Genomic DNA, 16,250 nt, shown 5'->3' on the forward strand with positions numbered 1-16,250 from the left:
GCTACACCGGTTCCACGAGCACGACCACGCCGTCCGACGGCGCGACGGCTCTGGTGCTGACCAGGTCGCCGTGACGAACCCGCCCGTCGCCGCTCACGTCCACGTGAGCGGCGACGGTCAGCACCGGCCCATCAGCCAGGCCGAGGTCGAACGGCAGGCGCTGCTCGGCGGTGTCGTCACGGCGGAACTCGCTGACGTGCTCGGCCTTCGTGACGGCGGGTGCGTCTGCGAGGGAGACGTCGAGCAGCCGCACCCGCAGCACCGCCCGGCCGAACGCGGGCGTGCCCGCCGGTACCACCACGGTGCCGTTCACCGGATCAGTTCAGCACGGCGAAGCGGGCCTCGATGTCGACGGGGCCGCCGGTGAGGTTGCGGATCTCGATGAAGTACTTGATCAGCCCGGCGGCCTGCCGGTCGACCTGCACCTTCCACTCGATCTGCGCGCCACCGTCGACCATCGGCCACGTCGGCACCACCATCCACACGACCCGCCAGCCCTCGGGCCAGCTGTGGGTGAACCAGCGCCGCGACGACCCGCCGGGCACCTGTCCCCGGAACTGCACACCAAGTCGCATCGGGACTCTCCCTTCACTCTTCCGGTTCGGGCGCGGGACCGGCGTCCTCGGCCGCGTGCGAGGCCTCTTCGGCCACGGCGTCCCCGGTGTCCTGCACGGCATCCGGTGCCGCACCGCCGTCGCCCGCGAGGTCGAGCGGCTCGGCGAGGACCAGGTCGTCGAGCGACGCGGGGGCGGCCCCGCCGTCGAGATCGGCGCTCATGGCGGCTCCTCTCACAGTGCGCCCGGCGACCAGCCGAGCACGTCGTAACGGGCCTCGACGTCGACCTGGCCGCCGGTCAGGTTCGTGATGGCGAGGAAGTACTTGAGCAGCCCACCGGACTGCCGGGTGACCTGGGTGGTCCACTCGACCTGCGCCGCACCGTCGACAGCGGGCGCCGTCGGCACGACCGTCCACAGGACGTACCAGTGGGCGGGCCAGCTGTGGGTGAACCACCGCTTGGTCGTGCCGGCCGGGACGGACCCGGTGAACTGCACGCCGCGGAACACCGCCGCCGGTTCGAGGCCGCTGTACATCGACCGCACCGCCGCGCAGTCGCCGGGACTGAGCCCGTCGCGCTGGCCGATCTCGACGTTCTGGATCGGCGTCATCGTGTCGCAGCCGGTGTCGATCGCGAACGCCCGCCGCGGGTAGTGCATGATCGAGTGGTAGTCGTACGGGCCGACGTCGTCGCCGTCGGTGATGTGCTGGTTGAAGTTGTGGGCGCTCTGCTGCTGGATGTTCGTGAAATCGATCGTCACGAAGTTGTTGCGGTCCTCGCGGCTCTGTTCGTGCCACAGACCTACGCTGTGCCCGATTTCGTGAATGGTCGCGCCCGTTCCGCAGCCGGGTGCGAGCGTGATGTTCTGCTGGTTTCCGCGCATGCCCACGGGAGAACTGCAGCCACCGCCGGGCTGGAAACGAATGAAATTCGTGTCCGTCGCGTTCCTCGGCACCAGGCGAATGCGGGTGTTGCGTTCCCAGTGCGCGATCGCGTTGTGCACGCGGGCCTGGTCCGGCAGGTTCGGGTCGATCTCGAACGGCACCCGGCCACCGGGCCAGCGGAACTGCTGACCTGGGATGACGACGCCCCTCTCGTGGAGCTCGCCCTCCCGCACGAGGGTGAGCACGATGTCGCCCTCGACCATCGGCTCGCCGTCGACCTCGGTGTACAGAACCGCTTTCACGCCCTGGCTCCGGGTCTCGATCACACCGGTTCTGAGTTCGGGTCCGACGCGGAACTGGCCGCTGCCGGTCACCGTGCCACTCGGCTTGGTCATCGTGCCCTCCCGTCATGGCAGAAGACGAACAAGCGTGATCCTCGAACTGCCACAACGCCTAGGGTCGAAGGCCTCCCTCGCATTCGAGGAATTGATGGAGAGTCCAAAGTGGTGGTGTAACGCAAAAGCGCCGGAAGGCGAATTCCTGGATCAGACTAGGGTCGGGGACATGCCTTCCGCTGTCATCGTCGAGTACGACTCCGCCTGGCCTGATCGCGCACGGCACCTCCTCGGCGGGGTGCGGTCGGCGTTCGCGGCGCTGCCCGGCGCGGACGGGTTCGACTACGAGCACATCGGGTCGACCGCGGTGCCCGGACTCGGTGCGAAGCCGATCGTGGACCTGCAGGTGCGCATGCCCGGCCTGCCGCCACTGGCCCGGCTGACCGAGGTCCTGGCGGCGACGCCGTTCGTACCGGCGCACGGGGCCAGGCCGGACTCACCCGGTGTGCGCAGGGACGCCAGGAGGCCGGGGGACCGGGCCGACGACGCGGCGTACGAGAAGCGCCTGTTCCACTCCCCGGCCGAGGCCGCGATCCTGCACGTCCGCCGCGCGGACTCGCCGTTCGCGCGGTGGGTCGTCGACCTCCGCGACTGGCTGCGGTGCCACCCCGCGCAGGCCCGGCGCTACGAGCAGATCAAGCGCGCGCTCGCCGAGCAGCACGCGGGCGAGCCGGACTACGACGACTACACCCGCGCCAAGACCGCGTTCTTCGACGAGATCCAGCCACAGGTCAGGGACTGGGCAGCCGGATCGTGACGCGCAGGCCGCCTTCCGGGCGCGGGGCGATGTCGAGGGCGCCGTCGTGCGCGCGCACGACGCTGTGCACGATGGCGAGTCCCAGGCCGACACCCGCGTGGTCGTCGTCGCGGACGCGCTCGCCGCCGCGCTGGAACGGCTCGGTGAGCGTCGGCACCAGGTCCGCTGTGAGCAGGCGGCCCGTGTTCTCGATCTGGACCACGCACGCCTGGTGCTGCGGTTCGGTGTGGACGGTGACCGTGCCACCGGCCGGGAGGTTGTGCACGACGGCGTTCTGGACGAGGTTCGTCACCATCCGCAGGAGCAGCTCCGCGGAACCGGTGGTGGTCGCGGCCTCCCCGGTGACCACGAGCTCGACCCGGCGTCGTTCCGCCAGGGGCAGAAGGGTTTCCGCGGCTTCCTCGGCGACCAGGGAGAGGTCGACGCGCTCCCGGGTGAACACCCCTCGCTCGCCGCGGCTGAGCAGCAGCAGGGCCTCGGTGAGGTCGATCGCGCGGCGGCTCGCGGTGTGCAGTCGGTCGAGGAGTTCGGCGTCGACCTGGGACGGGTCCTGGCGCGCCGCGTCGAGCAGCGACTGCGAGATCGCCAGCGGGGTGCGCAGCTCGTGGGAGGCGTTGGCGGCGAACCTGCGCTGCTCGCCCACGTGCGACTCGAGTTTCTCGAGCATGGTGTCGAAGACGTCGGAGAGCTCGCGGAACTCGTCCGCCCTGCCGGGAAGCCGGATCCGGTGCGACAACGACCCCTTCGCGGCCAGCCGGGCGGCGTCCGCGATCTTGTCGAGGGGCGAGAGCATGCGGCCGGCCAGCAGCCATCCGCCGAGGAGGCCGAACGCCACCAGGAACAGCATGGCGACGGCGGCGGCGCGGCCGAAGATGCGGGAGAGCAGGTAGCGGTTGGGGCTGGTGAAGAGCAGGCCCTGGTCGTTGTCGGGGACGAAGCGCAGCAGGTACCACCAGGCCACCGCGATCAGGACGGCACCGGCCACGACGACGATGCCCGCGTAGCTCAGGGTGAACTTCAGGCGGGCGCTGAGACCCGGCGGCCTAGCCATCCGCGTCGATGCGGTAGCCGACGCCCGGCACGGTCGCGATGAGCCACGGTTCGCCGAGTCGCTTGCGCAGCGCCGAGACCGTGATGCGGACGGCGTTCGTGAACGGGTCGGCGTTCTCGTCCCAGGCCCGCTCCAGCAGCTCCTCGGCGCTGACGACCCCGCCCTGGGCACCGACCAGCACCTCGAGCACCGCGAACTGCTTGCGGGTCAGCGCGACGTACTGCCCGTCGCGGAAGACCTCGCGCCGGAACGGGTCGAGCCGCAGGCCACCGATCTCGCTGACCGGCGGTCGCGCGTAGGCACGTCTGCGGGCGAGCGCCCGGAGCCGCAGCACCAGCTCCCGCAGCTCGAACGGCTTGGTCAGGTAGTCGTCGGCGCCGAGCCCGAACCCCGACGCCTTGTCGTCGATCCGGTCGGCGGCGGTGAGCATCAGGATCGGCATGCCGCTGCCGGACGCGACGATCCACCGCGCGATCTCGTCCCCGGACGGTCCGGGGACGTCGCGGTCGAGCACCGCGAGGTCGTAGGAGTTGACGCTCAGCATCTCCAGCGCCGTGTCGCCGTCCCCGGCGATGTCCGCGGCGATCGCCTCCAGCCGCAGCCCGTCCCGGACGGCCTCGGCCAGGTACGGCTCGTCCTCCACGATCAGCACGCGCATGCGGCCAGCCTAGGGAGCGGGGCATATCGCCCGCATATTCACACCGCGGCCAGGTGCCGTTCTTCCACCGGCGCGTGCTGGGGACGCCACCACCACCAGGACACCAGCGAGGCCAGCGCCGCCCCCGCGGCGTTGAGCAGCACGTCGTCCACAGAGGACACGCGGTCCAGTCGCAGCACGAACTGCGCGATCTCCAGGAACGCGGAGCAGGCCGCCGCGAACGCCAGCACCCGCCACACCGACCGCAGGCCCGCGAACCTCAGCGGGCCGAAGAACCCCAGCGCCGCGAACACCAGCATGTTGCCGACGATCTGACCCGTGTCGCCGTGGGCGAGGAGGTCGAGGACGTCCGCGAACGGCACCAGGCTCAGCTCGCCCGTGACGCCCGGGGTCTCGCCCGGCAGCATGATGATCCAGACCCACGGCAGCGTCCCGTAGAAGAGGCCGACCTCGGCGAACGAGTTCCGCCACGGCCTCGCGGTGCCCTGGGACCTCCGGTAGAGCGCCAGAAGCAGCATGACCAGCACGGCCACCGGTATCCCCAGCACCGCGCCGACCACGACCCCGGTCTCCGTACCGACCCACTCCTGCCAGGTGTTGAGCACGCTCCCAGTGAAGGCGCACGGCCGTTGCGAGGGTGTACGCGTTTTTCGATACGCGGACGATATGCGGACCGGTTCGGCCGGGAGGCGGATCAGCGGGCGGGCCGGATGGGCGGTCCGGGAGGGCCTCGCGGAGAATGCCTGACGTGCTGGAGGCGAGGCTGCTTGCGACGGTGTCCCGTCTCGCGGGTCCCATCCGCGGCGCCGGTGTCGTCCTGATCAGCCTCTTCGGCGCCTTCTCGCTCAACTCGCCGCTGGGCTGGTCGCTGTTCGCGGCGGTCGCGGTGAGCACGGTCGCCGACTTCCGGTTGCCCCGCGTGGCGTTGCCGGTGGCGTTCCTCCGCGTCGTGGTGCTGTCGGTGGTGCTGGGGGCCGACGCCGACCAGTGGGTGATGACGGTGCTCACCACGACGCTGATCACCTGGCAGTGGCAGTGGCCGCCGAAGGTCACCGTTCCCGCGACGGCCGCGTTGCTCGCGGTGCAGGTCATGACCACCGGGCCGGGGGTGCTCGTGCGGGCGGTGCTGGAGTCGGTGCTCGCCCGGCTGTCCTACGAGCTGCTGCGCAGGTCGAGCCGGAGGGTCGACGCGCTGAGGGAGCGCGCCGCGGAGCGGAGCCGGGCCGCGGCCGTCGCTCTCGACCAGGGCAGGCGGGAGCGGGAGTACCTCGCCCTGCTGCACGACACGGCTGCCGCCACGTTCCTGATGGCCGCGCACGGTGGTGATCCGGAGGAGGTCGCCGCTCAGGCTCGCCGGGACCTGGTCGTGCTGGCCGAGCGGGGCAACGCGCAGGGGACCGTGGACCTCGGGGCCGCACTCACCGCCGTGGCGCGGGACAGCCCCGTGCACGTGCGGGTGGAGGCCGAGGTCGTGCCGGTGCCGGCCGGGGTGGCCCTGCAGTTCGTGCGGGCCGCGCGTGAGCTGCTCACGAACGTCGAACGTCACGCGGGCACTGCCGAAGCCGAGCTGACGGTGACGCGGGGACGGGGCGCGGTGGTCGTCGTCCAGGACGGCGGCCGGGGCTTCGTGCCCGCCGAGGTGCCCGAACACCGGCGTGGCCTGCGCGGATCCGTGGTCGGGCGCCTCGAGGCCACCGGCGGCACCGCGGTGGTCGAGTCGAGCCCGGCGGGCACCACCGCGCGGCTGGAGTGGACCGCCGATGACTGACCACACCGTCGCCACGACCACCAGGCAGGTCCTGCTGGTCGTCGTCTTCGCCGTCCAGCTCGTCCTGATGCTGCCCTCGCTCGTCGCCCATCCGCACGGCACGGCGGCGTGGATCGCGTACGGGCTGCTCACGGCCGTGCTGGCGGTCGTGGCCGGGTGCACCGCGGCCGCGGTGCCGACACCGGCCTTCCTCGCCGTCGCACCCCTCGTCGCGTCGGTGCTGGCGACGACGGCGCTGCCCGCCGGAGCGTCGTTCAGCCCGGCGGACTGGGGGTTCGGGCTCGTCGGCTGGTACCTGCTGCTGGTGCTGGTCGAAAGGCCGATGGCGCTGGTGGCGGCACTGAGCGCGCACATCTGCTTCAGCATCGCCTGGTTCGCGCGCGAGGGAGGCGGTGACGCCGGCACGGCCGGGGTCGTGATCCTCAGCGGCACGAGTTTCCAGCTCGGAGTCCTGGTGGTCACGCGCGTCCTGCACCGCGACGCCGGGCTGGCCGCCGAGGCCGCCGCCGAGCACGACGCCGCCCGCACCCGCGAAGAGCTCGCCCGCCAGCGGGAACAGGACCTGCGGGCCGGGTTCGAGGGCCAGCTGGGCGCCCTGCTGCCGCTGCTCGCCGACCTCGCCGACGAACGCGTGAGCGCGGCCGACCAGACGACCAGGCTGCGCTGCTCGGTCGCGGCCGTGCAGCTGCGCAGGTTGTTCGCGGAGAACGACGACGTGCCCGACCCGTTGCTGCACGAACTGACCGCGTGTGTGGACGTCGCCGAACGGCGCGGTGTCGTCGTCTCGCTCGCTGTCAGCGGCACGGCCACGCCAGTGCCGACGGAGGTGCGCCGCGAGCTGGTCGCGCCGATGGCCCAGGCGCTCGCCGTCGCGGACGGACGTGCGAAGGTGAGCCTGCTGCGCACCGCGACGGAGGTGCGCGTGGCGGTCGTGGCGGACGCGCCGGAAGCACTGCCGGCACCGGGCAGGACGGGAGCGGTCGTCGTCGAGACGAGCGTCCACAGCGGACTGGTGAGGAGCGAGGCGAGATGGCGGACGACGTGACGGCGGTCGTGGTCGACGACCATCCCGTCGTGCGCGCGGGAGTCGCGCACTGGCTGTCCACGGCGGACATCGAGCTCGTGGCGAGCGGCGAGGACCCCGAGGTGGCCTGGACCGGTCCCGGCGCGAGCGCGGCGGTCGTCGTGCTCGACCTGCACCTCGGCGGCGTCGCGCCCGCCACGTCCGCGCTGCGCAAGCTCGTCGAGGACGGCCGCAGGGTCGTCGTCTACTCGATGCGCGCCGACGACGAGATCGTCCTGCAGTGCCTGGAGATCGGCGCGCTCAGCTACCTGACCAAGGCCGAGGGCGCCGACCACCTCGTGCAGGCCGTCAAGGCGGCCGCCGAAGGGCAGTCGTACACGCCGCCGGCTCTCGCGGGCGCGCTGGCGGGCGACAGGTCGGACACGAGGCCCGCCCTCTCGCCGCGCGAGACCGAGGTCCTGGTCGAGTGGTTCCAGTCCGAGTCGAAGGAGTTCGTGGCGCAACGCCTGAACATCACGCTCAGCACGGTGAACTCCCACCTGGAGCGGATCAGGGTCAAGTACGCGGCGATCGGCAGGCAGGCGCCGACCAAGGCGGCGCTCGTCGCGCGGGCGATCCAGGACGGGCTGATCGGCCTCGACGACCTCTGAGTCCGGCGTGTGGTGCGAACGACCGATACCGCCGCTCCGGCATCCGGCCTAGCGTCCAGGGCAACCCAGGTTCCGCAGTCCGAGGAGTTCCGCAGTGACGCACGCCCGTGGCCCCCTGTTCATCGCCTCCGTCGCGGCGGCGGGCCTGCTGCTGTCGGCCTGCGGCTCCGAGACCGGCGGCACCGCGACACCCGCCACGGACACGACGACGTCCACCGCGACGAGCACCGAGGAGACCTCCACCTCGAAGGAGGCGCCGCCGGTCCCGGCCGGTGGGGACGTCACGGCTCCCGGCTCGAAGCTCAAGGTCGGCGCCCGCGCGGTGATCCCCGTCGCCACCGGGGACAAGACCGGCACCATCGCCATCACCGTCACGGCCATCGAGGCGGGCGCGAAGGAGGACCTGGCGAAGTTCGGCGACAAGGCCAAGAACATCACGCCGTTCTACCTGCGGGCCAAGGTCGAGAACCTCAGCGGCACCGACCTGAGCTTCACCTCGATCGGCCTGCGCGGCCTCGGTGAGGACGGCAAGGGCACCGGCGTGATCATCAGCGGTGACACCCCGAAGTGCGACTCCACCAGCGCGCCCAAGACGTTCAAGGCGGCCGGTGAGACGTACGAGACGTGCGTGCTGAGCGCGGCGCAGGACGGCCTCAAGGTCGCGGCGGCCGAGTACAACCGCGGCGACGACTACGTCAAGTCGCCGATCGTCTGGCAGAGCTGAGCCGCTGGCCCGCGGGGTCGACGAGGGGTCCCCGCGGCTCAGCGACCGCTCTGCACCAGCCCGTTGATGTGCGCGTACGCCACGGCGTGCACCCGGTCGCGCAACCCGAGCTTCGCCAGCACCCGTGAGACGTGCGTCTTCACGGTCTCGTCCCCGACGTGCAGCCGCGCGGCGATCTCGGCGTTGCTGCAGGCCGCCGCGACGAGCTGCAGCACCTCCCGTTCGCGCGCGGTGAGCAGCTCGAGCTCCGGCGGCGTCGGGGGAGGGGCGAGGCTGACGGCGAACCGCGCGATCAGCCGTTGCGTCACCGACGGGTCGATCAACGCGTCCCCGCGCGCCGCCACCCGCACCGCCGAGATCAGCTCCTCGGGCGGCAGCGACTTCAGCAGGAACCCGCTGGCCCCCGCCTTGAGCGCGCGGTAGACGTACTCGTCGGTGTCGTAGGTCGTCAGCAGCAGCACCTTCGTGCGGTTCGCCGGGTCGGCCAGGATCATCTCCGTCGCGCCGAGCCCGTCCAGCTTGGGCATCCGGATGTCGAGCACGGCCACGTCCGGGCGCAGCCGCGCGACCTCCGCCACCGCGGCCCTGCCGTCCGCGACCTCCGCGACGCACCGGAGGTCGTCCTGCGTGTCGAAGATCGCGCGCATCCCGGAGCGCAGCATCGCGTGGTCGTCGGCCAGCAGCACCGTCAACGTCATGACGCCTCCAGGGGGAACGTGACAGTCGTGCGCCAGGTGCGGCCGTCCTCGTCGAGCCCGGACCTGGTCCTGCCGTCGAACATGCCCGCGCGGTTGCGGATGCCGACGAGGCCGCGGCGCACCGAGCCGGAGTCGTCACCGGAACCCGCCTTGTTCCGCGACGCGATGGTGAGCGAGTCCGTCGCGTACTCCAGCGTCACCGTCACGCCGGACGCGTCGCCGTGCCGCAGGGCGTTGGTGAGCATCTCCTGGATGATCCGGTAGACCGTGATGTCCAACGACTCCGGCACGTCCCTCCGCTGCCCGCGCACCTCCAGCCGGGCCGGCAGGCCCGCCGCGCGCACGCCGTCGAGCAGCTCGTCGAGGTTGTCGAGCCCGGGCTGCCGCGCGCCCTCGGACTTGTCGCCGTGCAACAGGTCGAGTAGGTGCCGGAGGTCGACCATGGCCGCGCGGCTGGACGTCTCGACCGCGCGCAACGAGTTCGTGAGCTTCGGATTGCCCTCCGGCAGACCGAGGCGGGCGGCGCCGGCGTGCAGGTTGATCGCGCTCACGTGGTGGATGATCACGTCGTGCAGGTCGCGGGCGATCGCACCGCGTTCCTCGGTGATCGCCTTGGTGACCGCCGCCTTCGCGTCCTTCTCCGCCATCGCCGACCGCTTCTCCAGCTCGGCCAGGTACGCGCGGCGCGCCGTCGTGTAGCGGCCGACGAGCCACGGCAGCAGCGCGCCCTTGGCCGCCACCAGCACCGCGTACAGCGGGCCGTAGCCGTTGACGACCATGCACGCCATCAGGCTGGCCGACAGCAGCCCGAGCGAGGTGTACGCCGGTGTGCCGCGCAGCCACGCCCCCGCCCGGTACCCGGCGATCAGCAGACCCGCGTCGTTGGCGTCGATCCCGTTGCGCATCCCGACGAGGACGATCACCGGCACGGCCGCCTGCGCCGCCGCCACCCACAGAGACAGCCGGGCCGGACCGGCCAGCATCGCGTCGACGGCCAGCGTCATCAGCAGCACGACCGCGGTCTGCGGCAACGGTTCGCGGTCGAGCAGCACGAACCCGCCGTCCACGACCATGCACACGGTCGCGACCAGCCACGACTGGTGCTTGAGGGGCAGCTTGATCAGATCCATCGAGCGCAATCCTGCCCGATGGCGCCCCTGAGAACCTCCCGCTTCGCAGGGGTCGGAGATCCCCCGCGCGGGGGATGCGATTTCCGACTTGGCAGTGACGCGGCGGCGAGGCCGTGATCGATACGTTCGGTCGCGATGAAACGACTTGTCGTGACCTTCCTGCTCGCGCTGGCGGCGCTCCTGGGGATCGCCGCCCCCGCCCTCGCCGACGGCGCACAGTCCGGCGCCGACATCCACGTCGCGCAGAGCCTCGGCGACCGCGACCTCACGGTGATCATCCGCCGGGTCGCGGAGGTGCCGGGGCCGGTGCACGTCGACGTGGTGACGCACGCCGGCACGCCGCCGGGCGAGCTGACGCTGACGTTGCGCGCGGCCGGCGCGCCCAGCAGCACCGCCAAGGTCGTCCTCGGTGCCACGCCCGGATTCCACTCCGGGCTGCTGCACGTGGACCGGCCCGGTCCGTGGGAGCTCGCGGTCGACGAGGCCACCATCCCGTTCGTCGTGCCGGCGCTCGTGCCGTCGCCGTGGGAGAACGCGACCTACGGAGGTTTCATCGCGGCCGGGGTGCTGTTGCTGGCGGCACTCCTGCTGGCGGTGTTCGGCAGGATCGGCCTCGCTGTGGTGCCCACCGCGGGCGTGGTCGCCGCGGTGGCGGTCGGCGTGACGGCGGCGTTGCTGGCGCCGAGCATCCCGCCGGTCGCGGCGCCCGGTACGCACCTCGATCCGACGTACGACAACGTCATGAACCCGTACGAGCGCACGTCCATTGTGGACTTCTCGCGTCCGCCGGTGAACATGGTGCCCCGCATGGACGACGAGGACCTCGTGCTGAACCTGACCGACGGCTCGTCGGGACGGCCGGTGGACGACCTGCTGGTGCACGACAGCGCGTTCATCCACCTCGTCGTGGTGTCGCCGTCCGGGCACCTGCGCCACCTGCATCCGGTCCGCACGGCGCCGGGCGAGTTCCGCGCGAGGCTGACCGACCCCGAACAGGGCGAGCACGCGGTCGCCGCCGAGATCGCCCGGCGCGGCGGGGGAGTGCAGCTCCTGCGGTCGAGCGTCGAGGTCTCCGGCACGGCCGCTCCCCGCCACGACGCGCAGGCCGAGACGGCGATGGAGATCCGCGAGGCGGGCAGGCCGAGCACGATCACCGCCAAGTTCGGCGAGCGCGACCTGCAGCCGTGGCTGGGCATGCTCGGGCACATGATCGTCGTCGGCCCGGTCACCGGCACCGCCGCGGACGCCCCGATCTGGGCGCACGTGCACTCCATGCTCCCGCAGACCCCCGGCCTGCCCGACAGGCCCGACGAGAGCGTGGCCGCCTACGGGCCGGACGTGCCGTTCACCTACTCGTTCCCGTTGCCGGGCAGGTATCTCGTGTGGATCCAGGTCGAACGGGACTACTCGGTCGTCACCGTGCCGAAGGTCGTCGACGTCCCGGCGGGGAAGGTGGCCTCGAAGTGAAGCGTTCGACGACAGCCGTCGTGGCCGGGGTGATCGCGGTGGTGGCCGCCTTGCTGGTGCTGTGGCCGCGCGGGGTCGAGGCCCGGCCGCACCTCGCGGAGAGCGCACAGCTCCGGTTCGAGCTCACGCCCGCCAGCACGCGGTCCGGCAGCAACTCGTTCGACCTGCGGATCACCGACCGGTCCGGCAACGCCGCCGACGGCGACGTGACGGTCGAACCGGCGATGCCGCAGATGGGCCACGCGCTCGCGCCGATCACGGCGGCACCCCGGGCCCCTGGCCGGTACGAGGTCGCGGGCGTCGACCTGTTCATGGCGGGCCAATGGGAAATCACGTTGTCACTGCGCGGCGAGCGGGTCGTCATCCCGCTCCTGCTCACCTAGAAGGGGGAGGAATGACTGTGCACATCACGGCGACGGCAGCGTCGTCGGCGAGGACGGTCCCGAGGGGGCTGGTCCCGGCGAGCGCCGTCGTCGGCGGCACCCTGATCTCGTTGATCGGCCTGACCTGGGACATCCAGTGGCACTCCGACGTCGGCCCGGACACGTTCTTCACCCTGCCGCACCTGTTCCTGTACGCGGGCAGCGCGATCTCGGGCCTGGCGAGCCTCGCCGTCGTGCTGCTGACGACGGCGGACTCCAAGCGCGGCAAGGTCGTCGACCCGATGGTCGGCGGGCGCGCGGTCGGCGTGTTCGGCCGCACGTTCGCCGCCCCGGTCGGGTACCTGATCTCCGGCATCGGCGCGGCGCTGTTCCTGGTCTACGGACTGTGGGACCAGTGGTGGCACGGCCTGTACGGCTTCGACGCCGTGATCGACTCGCCGCCGCACATCGGGCTGCTGCTGTCGATCTCGATCACGATGGTCGGCGCGGTCATGATCTTCGCGGTCGCACGCGACCAGCGCTGGGGAACGTACGGCGTCGCCGCCGCGGCGGGCACCCTGCTCGCGTTCAGCATGGTGACCGTGCTCGGCCTGCGCGCGTTGCCCGGCGGTGCCGTCAACACGGTCAACGCGGGTAGTGCGTTCTTCTCGGTGATGATCCTGTTCATGGGCGCGTACGTCCTGAAGCGACGCGGTGGCGCGCTGGCCGTCGGGATCGTCGTGGCGCTGCTGCAGGCCGTGTTCTGGTGGTTCTCGCCGTGGGCCACCGACGTCTACGCGGACGCCACCGGCCTGCCGTTGCGCGACTACGCGGACGGGATCCCCGGACTGCCCAACATGATCCCGATGAGCCTGATCCTCGTCGCGGTCGCGGTGGAGCTGCTGCACAAGGTGCCCGCCTGGCTCACCGGCGCGATCGGCGGCGTGATCATCACCGCCTGCGCGCCGCTGCAGCGGATGCTCGTGCAGGGCAGCAACTTCCCCGCTCTCGAACGGTACGTGGCCACCGTCGTGGCGGGCGCGGTGCTCGGCGCCCTCGCCGGCGTGCTCGGCCGGCGGTTCGGCCACATGCTCCGCCACCTCGCACCCGCAAAGGAGGACAGCCATGCGTAAGACGTTGCTGGGACTCGCGGGCACGGTCGCGCTGCTGTTCGGACTGGCCGCCCCCGCGCTGGCCTTCGAACCGGTGAACGTCGTGCACACCGAGAAGGTGCAGGCGGGACCGTACGACCTGACCATCGGCTTCAGCACGTGGCCGGTGAAAGCCATGCAGTCGCTGGACTTCACCTTCGCGCCCGAGAACGGGATCGAGGGCAAGAAGGGCACGCTGACGCTGTTCCGCGAGGGCGTGGAGGACGACGGCGGCCCGCTCGCCCGGCACCCCCGCAAGCGCGAGGTGTGGGGCCTGGACATCTTCGCCCTGCCCGAACCCGGGACGTGGACCATGCGCTTCGAGGTCGACGGTCCGGCGGGCGCGGGCACGGGTGAGCTGAAGAACCTCCAGGTGATGGAGCAGCCGGGGCCGCCCATGGGGCTGTCCTGGGCGATCAGCACGATCCCGCTGTTCGGGCTGATCGCGTTGATCGTGGTCGCCTGGCGCAGGACGCGCGCCGCGGTCGACTAGTCCGTGTCCCGGAAGTCCCGTCGGGCGGCGGTGTCGTCTCCGGGTCTCTCGCCCGCGCCTGCCACCGGACGAACTTCCGGGACACGGCCTAGCACACGAGGTCCGAACTCCACCCGGCCACCTGACCGGGTGAAGTTCGGTCCGAAAGGCTGCACCAGCTGGATTTTCGGCAACGCGGTCGGATACCCAGTTCGCCGTGCGCTTGCCTCACGCGGTTTGGATCGGCGGGCTCCTGGTGCCCGCGCTGCTCGCCACCACCGGCGTGTTCGTCCACGGCGGTGGCGTCGAACGGACGCTGCACTCCGACGTGCGCACAGCGCTGGGAAAGGCCGGCTACCACGGCGTGGTCGCGGTGGACGGCCGATCGGTCGTGGTCAGCGAGGTCTCGCCGCGCTCGGTCGACGCGGTGCGCGCCGTGGTGTCCGACGTGGACGGTGTCGGCGGCACCGAGGTGCGCGCGGCCGAGCCCGAGCAGCTGCTCGTGGCGGTGCGCGGCGGTGAGATCCTGGTGTCCGGCGCCGTCGCCGACGACGCGGAACGCCGCGCGCTGATGGAAGCCGTGCGGTCCGAGGACCACCGCGTCACCGCCGCGCTCCGGCTCGGCGGCCTGCTGCCGATCCCTCCCGCCGTGATCGGGCGGGTGCTCTCCGCCGCGCTGTCCGCGAAGGTGTCGGACGTGACCACGACCATCCACAACGGACAGGTCGTGGTCGCCGCCAGGGTGCCCGACGAGGCCAGGGCGACCGCGGTCCGCGACGCCGTCCGGGAGGCGGCGAACGGCCTGCAGGTCACCGACCGCATCGAGGTCGGCTCGTCCGCGACGGCCGGCGACCTGAACGTCGCGGCCCTGCACGACTCGATCTCCCGCCTGGTCAACGGCAACGGCGCGATCCGGTTCGTGCAGGGCACCACCGCCTACGAAGGCCACGGCCCCGTGCTCGTCGAACGCGTCGGCCGCATGCTGCTGGTCGCCCCGCGCGCCTCGATCACGCTGGTGGCGCACGGCACGGACCAGGCGATGGCGGCGAAACGCGGCGAGCTGGTCCGCGACGTCCTCGTCGGCCAGGGCGTGGCGCCCGCGTTGATCGCCATCGAGACCCGTCCCGCCCCCGGCGGCGAGTACGACCCGGCCACACGCCAGGTCGACGTCGTAGTCCGTTAGGAGTTCGCTGTGCTCTGGTTGTTCTCGCAGATGTTCCTGCTGTGCCTGGTGTCTTTCGCCGTCGGCTCGCTGGTGACGTGGCTGTCGGTCCGCGGTCGCCTGCAGCCCGAACGCCCGAAGACGCGCCTCGCGCTGCCCGCACCCCGCCCGGCGGCCGAGCAGGTGGTGATCGCCGAACAGGCCCTGGCACCGGCCGGCCCGAAGCCGGCCAGGCAGGAACCGCTGCCGGTCAAGGGCAACTCGAAGACGATGGTCTACCACACGCCCGACTCGCCGTACTACCGGCGGATGAAGGGCGACATGGCGTTCGCGTCGGAAGCCGACGCCGTGTCGGCCGGTTACCGGATGTGGACCACCAAGGGCCGCGTCAGGGCCTGAGGCCGGCTCGCGGCACCGGGCGGGATCACCGCTTCAGCAGGTCGCGGATCGCCCCCGCGACGACGTCCGGTGCCTCCTCGGCCATGAAGTGTCCACAGGAGACCGTGCGGTGGTCGAGGTCGGGTGCCCACGCCTGCCACAGCGCCTTGGCGTCGAAGCCGAGCGCCGCGCCCCAGTCCTGCTGCAGCACGGTGACCGGCATCTCCAGCTGGTTCCCCGCGTTCCTGTCCGCGGTGTCGTGCTCGACGTCGATGGTCGCCGAGGCCCGGTAGTCCGCGACGATCGACGTGACGGCCTCGCGGCTCGTGCGCAGGTACTCGGCCCGGACGTCCGCGGGGAACGGCTGCCCGCTCCAGATGTCGAGGAAGTGGCCGAAGAACGCGTCCGGGGTCGCGCTGATCATCTGCTCGGCGAGGCCGGGCGGCTGGGCCATCAGGAACAGGTGGAACCCGACGGCGGCGGACGTGCCGCGCATGACGTCCCACATGTCCAGCGTCGGCAGCACGTCGAGCGACGCGAGGTGCGTGACGTGCCTCGGGTGGTCGAGGCCGGTCCGGAACGCGACGAGCGCGCCCCGGTCGTGCCCGGCCAGGGCGAACGTGTCGTGCCCGAACGCACGGGCGACCTCCACGACGTCGGCGGCCATCGTGCGCTTGGCGTAGGTGAGACCGGTGTCGGCGGGCTTGTCGCTGGCGCCGTAGCCGCGCAGGTCCGGCATGATCACGGTGTGGTCGGCGGCCAGGTCGGCGGCGACGTGCCGCCACATGAGGTGGGTCTGCGGGAAGCCGTGCAGCAGCACGACCGGGCTGCCCTGGCCGGTGGTGGCCACGTTCAGCTCGATGCCCTCGGAGACCTGAACGCGCTGGTAGTTGAATGCGGTGTGGTTCACGGGACCACTGTGCGGGTGCCCGATCAGCAACCGATCAGCGTTAGGGTCAGCGG

21 protein-coding genes are annotated in these 16,250 nt (G+C 71.7%); 11 read left to right on the plus strand and 10 right to left on the minus strand.

The features are described 5' to 3' along the window. Window position 1: 1 nt before the first annotated feature. The 4 genes from ORI60_RS10395 to ORI60_RS10410 are packed head-to-tail and all read right to left on the minus strand — an operon-like array spanning window position 2 to window position 1,835. A complete protein-coding gene (locus tag ORI60_RS10395; RefSeq protein WP_266036694.1) occupies window positions 2–313 on the minus strand; it encodes a hypothetical protein in 312 nt (103 codons plus the stop codon). A 4-nt stretch (window positions 314–317) separates the two neighbouring features. Then, window positions 318–575 carry a hypothetical protein gene (locus ORI60_RS10400; protein ID WP_266036695.1) on the minus strand — a complete coding sequence of 86 codons (258 nt, stop codon included), beginning with the start codon at window positions 573–575 and terminating at the stop codon, window positions 318–320. Window positions 576–588: 13 nt separating this feature from the next. Beyond that, window positions 589–777: a hypothetical protein gene (locus tag ORI60_RS10405; RefSeq protein WP_266036696.1), complete on the minus strand. Its 189-nt coding sequence runs from the start codon at window positions 775–777 to the stop codon at window positions 589–591. An 11-nt stretch (window positions 778–788) separates the two neighbouring features. Continuing rightward, entirely contained in the window at window positions 789–1,835 is a 1,047-nt protein-coding gene (locus tag ORI60_RS10410; protein ID WP_266036697.1) for a M12 family metallopeptidase, read from the minus strand. Between the two features lie 169 nt (window positions 1,836–2,004). On the opposite strand from ORI60_RS10410, the gene ORI60_RS10415 reads away from it, so the two are divergent. Then, complete coding sequence (locus tag ORI60_RS10415; protein WP_266036698.1) at window positions 2,005–2,592, plus strand: GrpB family protein; 588 nt, start codon at window positions 2,005–2,007, stop codon at window positions 2,590–2,592. On the opposite strand, the gene ORI60_RS10420 is transcribed toward ORI60_RS10415, so the two are convergent. From ORI60_RS10420 to ORI60_RS10430, 3 genes are read right to left on the minus strand one after another with little or no spacing between them, the layout of a single operon-like run. Then, complete coding sequence (locus ORI60_RS10420; protein WP_266036699.1) at window positions 2,567–3,643, minus strand: sensor histidine kinase; 1,077 nt, start codon at window positions 3,641–3,643, stop codon at window positions 2,567–2,569. The genes ORI60_RS10415 and ORI60_RS10420 overlap by 26 nt on opposite strands. Beyond that, a complete protein-coding gene (locus tag ORI60_RS10425; RefSeq protein ID WP_266036700.1) occupies window positions 3,636–4,301 on the minus strand; it encodes a response regulator transcription factor in 666 nt (221 codons plus the stop codon). Before ORI60_RS10425 ends, ORI60_RS10420 begins: the two co-directional genes overlap by 8 nt. Window positions 4,302–4,339: 38 nt before the next feature. Beyond that, window positions 4,340–4,906, minus strand: coding sequence for a VanZ family protein (locus ORI60_RS10430; RefSeq protein WP_266036701.1), 567 nt, complete (start codon window positions 4,904–4,906; stop codon window positions 4,340–4,342). 134 nt (window positions 4,907–5,040) lie between these two features. Here ORI60_RS10430 and ORI60_RS10435 point away from each other — a divergent pair, with 134 nt between their 5' ends. The 4 genes from ORI60_RS10435 to ORI60_RS10450 all read left to right on the plus strand — a co-directional run bounded on the left by ORI60_RS10435 (window position 5,041) and on the right by ORI60_RS10450 (window position 8,467). Further along, window positions 5,041–6,069 (plus strand): sensor histidine kinase, encoded by a 1,029-nt coding sequence (locus ORI60_RS10435; protein WP_266036702.1) that lies wholly within the window; start codon window positions 5,041–5,043, stop codon window positions 6,067–6,069. After that, the gene (locus tag ORI60_RS10440) at window positions 6,062–7,114 is read left to right on the plus strand and encodes a hypothetical protein (protein ID WP_266036703.1); all 1,053 of its coding nucleotides are present in this window, start codon (window positions 6,062–6,064) and stop codon (window positions 7,112–7,114) included. Before ORI60_RS10435 ends, ORI60_RS10440 begins: the two co-directional genes overlap by 8 nt. Then, window positions 7,099–7,743 (plus strand): response regulator transcription factor, encoded by a 645-nt coding sequence (locus tag ORI60_RS10445; RefSeq protein WP_266036705.1) that lies wholly within the window; start codon window positions 7,099–7,101, stop codon window positions 7,741–7,743. Before ORI60_RS10440 ends, ORI60_RS10445 begins: the two co-directional genes overlap by 16 nt. 94 nt (window positions 7,744–7,837) lie before the next feature. Next, window positions 7,838–8,467 (plus strand): hypothetical protein, encoded by a 630-nt coding sequence (locus tag ORI60_RS10450; RefSeq protein WP_266036707.1) that lies wholly within the window; start codon window positions 7,838–7,840, stop codon window positions 8,465–8,467. Between the two features lie 38 nt (window positions 8,468–8,505). On the opposite strand, the gene ORI60_RS10455 is transcribed toward ORI60_RS10450, so the two are convergent. Next, a complete protein-coding gene (locus ORI60_RS10455) occupies window positions 8,506–9,165 on the minus strand; it encodes a response regulator (protein ID WP_266036708.1) in 660 nt (219 codons plus the stop codon). Continuing rightward, window positions 9,162–10,295, minus strand: coding sequence for a sensor histidine kinase (locus ORI60_RS10460; protein WP_266036710.1), 1,134 nt, complete (start codon window positions 10,293–10,295; stop codon window positions 9,162–9,164). The genes ORI60_RS10455 and ORI60_RS10460 overlap by 4 nt, the downstream gene beginning before the upstream one ends. A 135-nt stretch (window positions 10,296–10,430) precedes the next feature. On the opposite strand from ORI60_RS10460, the gene ORI60_RS10465 reads away from it, so the two are divergent. The 6 genes from ORI60_RS10465 (at window position 10,431) to ORI60_RS10490 (ending at window position 15,308) form a co-directional block, all read left to right on the plus strand. Further along, the gene (locus ORI60_RS10465; RefSeq protein WP_266036712.1) at window positions 10,431–11,762 is read left to right on the plus strand and encodes a hypothetical protein; all 1,332 of its coding nucleotides are present in this window, start codon (window positions 10,431–10,433) and stop codon (window positions 11,760–11,762) included. After that, complete coding sequence (locus ORI60_RS10470) at window positions 11,759–12,145, plus strand: FixH family protein (RefSeq protein ID WP_266036714.1); 387 nt, start codon at window positions 11,759–11,761, stop codon at window positions 12,143–12,145. The genes ORI60_RS10465 and ORI60_RS10470 overlap by 4 nt, the downstream gene beginning before the upstream one ends. Window positions 12,146–12,156: 11 nt before the next feature. After that, window positions 12,157–13,257: a hypothetical protein gene (locus tag ORI60_RS10475; RefSeq protein WP_266036716.1), complete on the plus strand. Its 1,101-nt coding sequence runs from the start codon at window positions 12,157–12,159 to the stop codon at window positions 13,255–13,257. Further along, window positions 13,250–13,768, plus strand: coding sequence for a hypothetical protein (locus tag ORI60_RS10480; RefSeq protein ID WP_266036718.1), 519 nt, complete (start codon window positions 13,250–13,252; stop codon window positions 13,766–13,768). Before ORI60_RS10475 ends, ORI60_RS10480 begins: the two co-directional genes overlap by 8 nt. Window positions 13,769–13,964: 196 nt before the next feature. After that, on the plus strand, window positions 13,965–14,930 hold the full coding sequence (locus ORI60_RS10485) for a hypothetical protein (protein WP_266036720.1): 966 nt from the start codon (window positions 13,965–13,967) through the stop codon (window positions 14,928–14,930). Between the two features lie 9 nt (window positions 14,931–14,939). Next, window positions 14,940–15,308: a hypothetical protein gene (locus ORI60_RS10490; protein ID WP_266036721.1), complete on the plus strand. Its 369-nt coding sequence runs from the start codon at window positions 14,940–14,942 to the stop codon at window positions 15,306–15,308. Window positions 15,309–15,333: 25 nt separating this feature from the next. On the opposite strand, the gene ORI60_RS10495 is transcribed toward ORI60_RS10490, so the two are convergent. Continuing rightward, complete coding sequence (locus ORI60_RS10495; RefSeq protein ID WP_266036723.1) at window positions 15,334–16,197, minus strand: alpha/beta fold hydrolase; 864 nt, start codon at window positions 16,195–16,197, stop codon at window positions 15,334–15,336. Window positions 16,198–16,250 lie beyond the last annotated feature (53 nt).

The sequence above is a fragment of the Lentzea sp. NEAU-D7 genome (assembly GCF_026242055.1).
In the GTDB taxonomy this organism is placed as follows: Bacteria; Actinomycetota; Actinomycetes; order Mycobacteriales; family Pseudonocardiaceae; genus Lentzea.

What these genes read in the sequence shown, in the direction of transcription:
- ORI60_RS10455 (WP_266036708.1), bottom strand. Translation starts at nt 9,165, where the DNA reads ATGACGTTGACGGTGCTGCTGGCCGACGACCACGCGATGCTGCGCTCC.
- ORI60_RS10460 (WP_266036710.1), bottom strand. Translation starts at nt 10,295, where the DNA reads ATGGATCTGATCAAGCTGCCCCTCAAGCACCAGTCGTGGCTGGTCGCG.
- ORI60_RS10445 (WP_266036705.1), top strand. Translation starts at nt 7,099, where the DNA reads ATGGCGGACGACGTGACGGCGGTCGTGGTCGACGACCATCCCGTCGTG.
- ORI60_RS10465 (WP_266036712.1), top strand. Translation starts at nt 10,431, where the DNA reads ATGAAACGACTTGTCGTGACCTTCCTGCTCGCGCTGGCGGCGCTCCTG.
- ORI60_RS10415 (WP_266036698.1), top strand. Translation starts at nt 2,005, where the DNA reads ATGCCTTCCGCTGTCATCGTCGAGTACGACTCCGCCTGGCCTGATCGC.
- ORI60_RS10425 (WP_266036700.1), bottom strand. Translation starts at nt 4,301, where the DNA reads ATGCGCGTGCTGATCGTGGAGGACGAGCCGTACCTGGCCGAGGCCGTC.
- ORI60_RS10440 (WP_266036703.1), top strand. Translation starts at nt 6,062, where the DNA reads ATGACTGACCACACCGTCGCCACGACCACCAGGCAGGTCCTGCTGGTC.
- ORI60_RS10405 (WP_266036696.1), bottom strand. Translation starts at nt 777, where the DNA reads ATGAGCGCCGATCTCGACGGCGGGGCCGCCCCCGCGTCGCTCGACGAC.
- ORI60_RS10480 (WP_266036718.1), top strand. Translation starts at nt 13,250, where the DNA reads ATGCGTAAGACGTTGCTGGGACTCGCGGGCACGGTCGCGCTGCTGTTC.
- ORI60_RS10420 (WP_266036699.1), bottom strand. Translation starts at nt 3,643, where the DNA reads ATGGCTAGGCCGCCGGGTCTCAGCGCCCGCCTGAAGTTCACCCTGAGC.
- ORI60_RS10435 (WP_266036702.1), top strand. Translation starts at nt 5,041, where the DNA reads ATGCCTGACGTGCTGGAGGCGAGGCTGCTTGCGACGGTGTCCCGTCTC.
- ORI60_RS10475 (WP_266036716.1), top strand. Translation starts at nt 12,157, where the DNA reads ATGACTGTGCACATCACGGCGACGGCAGCGTCGTCGGCGAGGACGGTC.
- ORI60_RS10410 (WP_266036697.1), bottom strand. Translation starts at nt 1,835, where the DNA reads ATGACCAAGCCGAGTGGCACGGTGACCGGCAGCGGCCAGTTCCGCGTC.
- ORI60_RS10400 (WP_266036695.1), bottom strand. Translation starts at nt 575, where the DNA reads ATGCGACTTGGTGTGCAGTTCCGGGGACAGGTGCCCGGCGGGTCGTCG.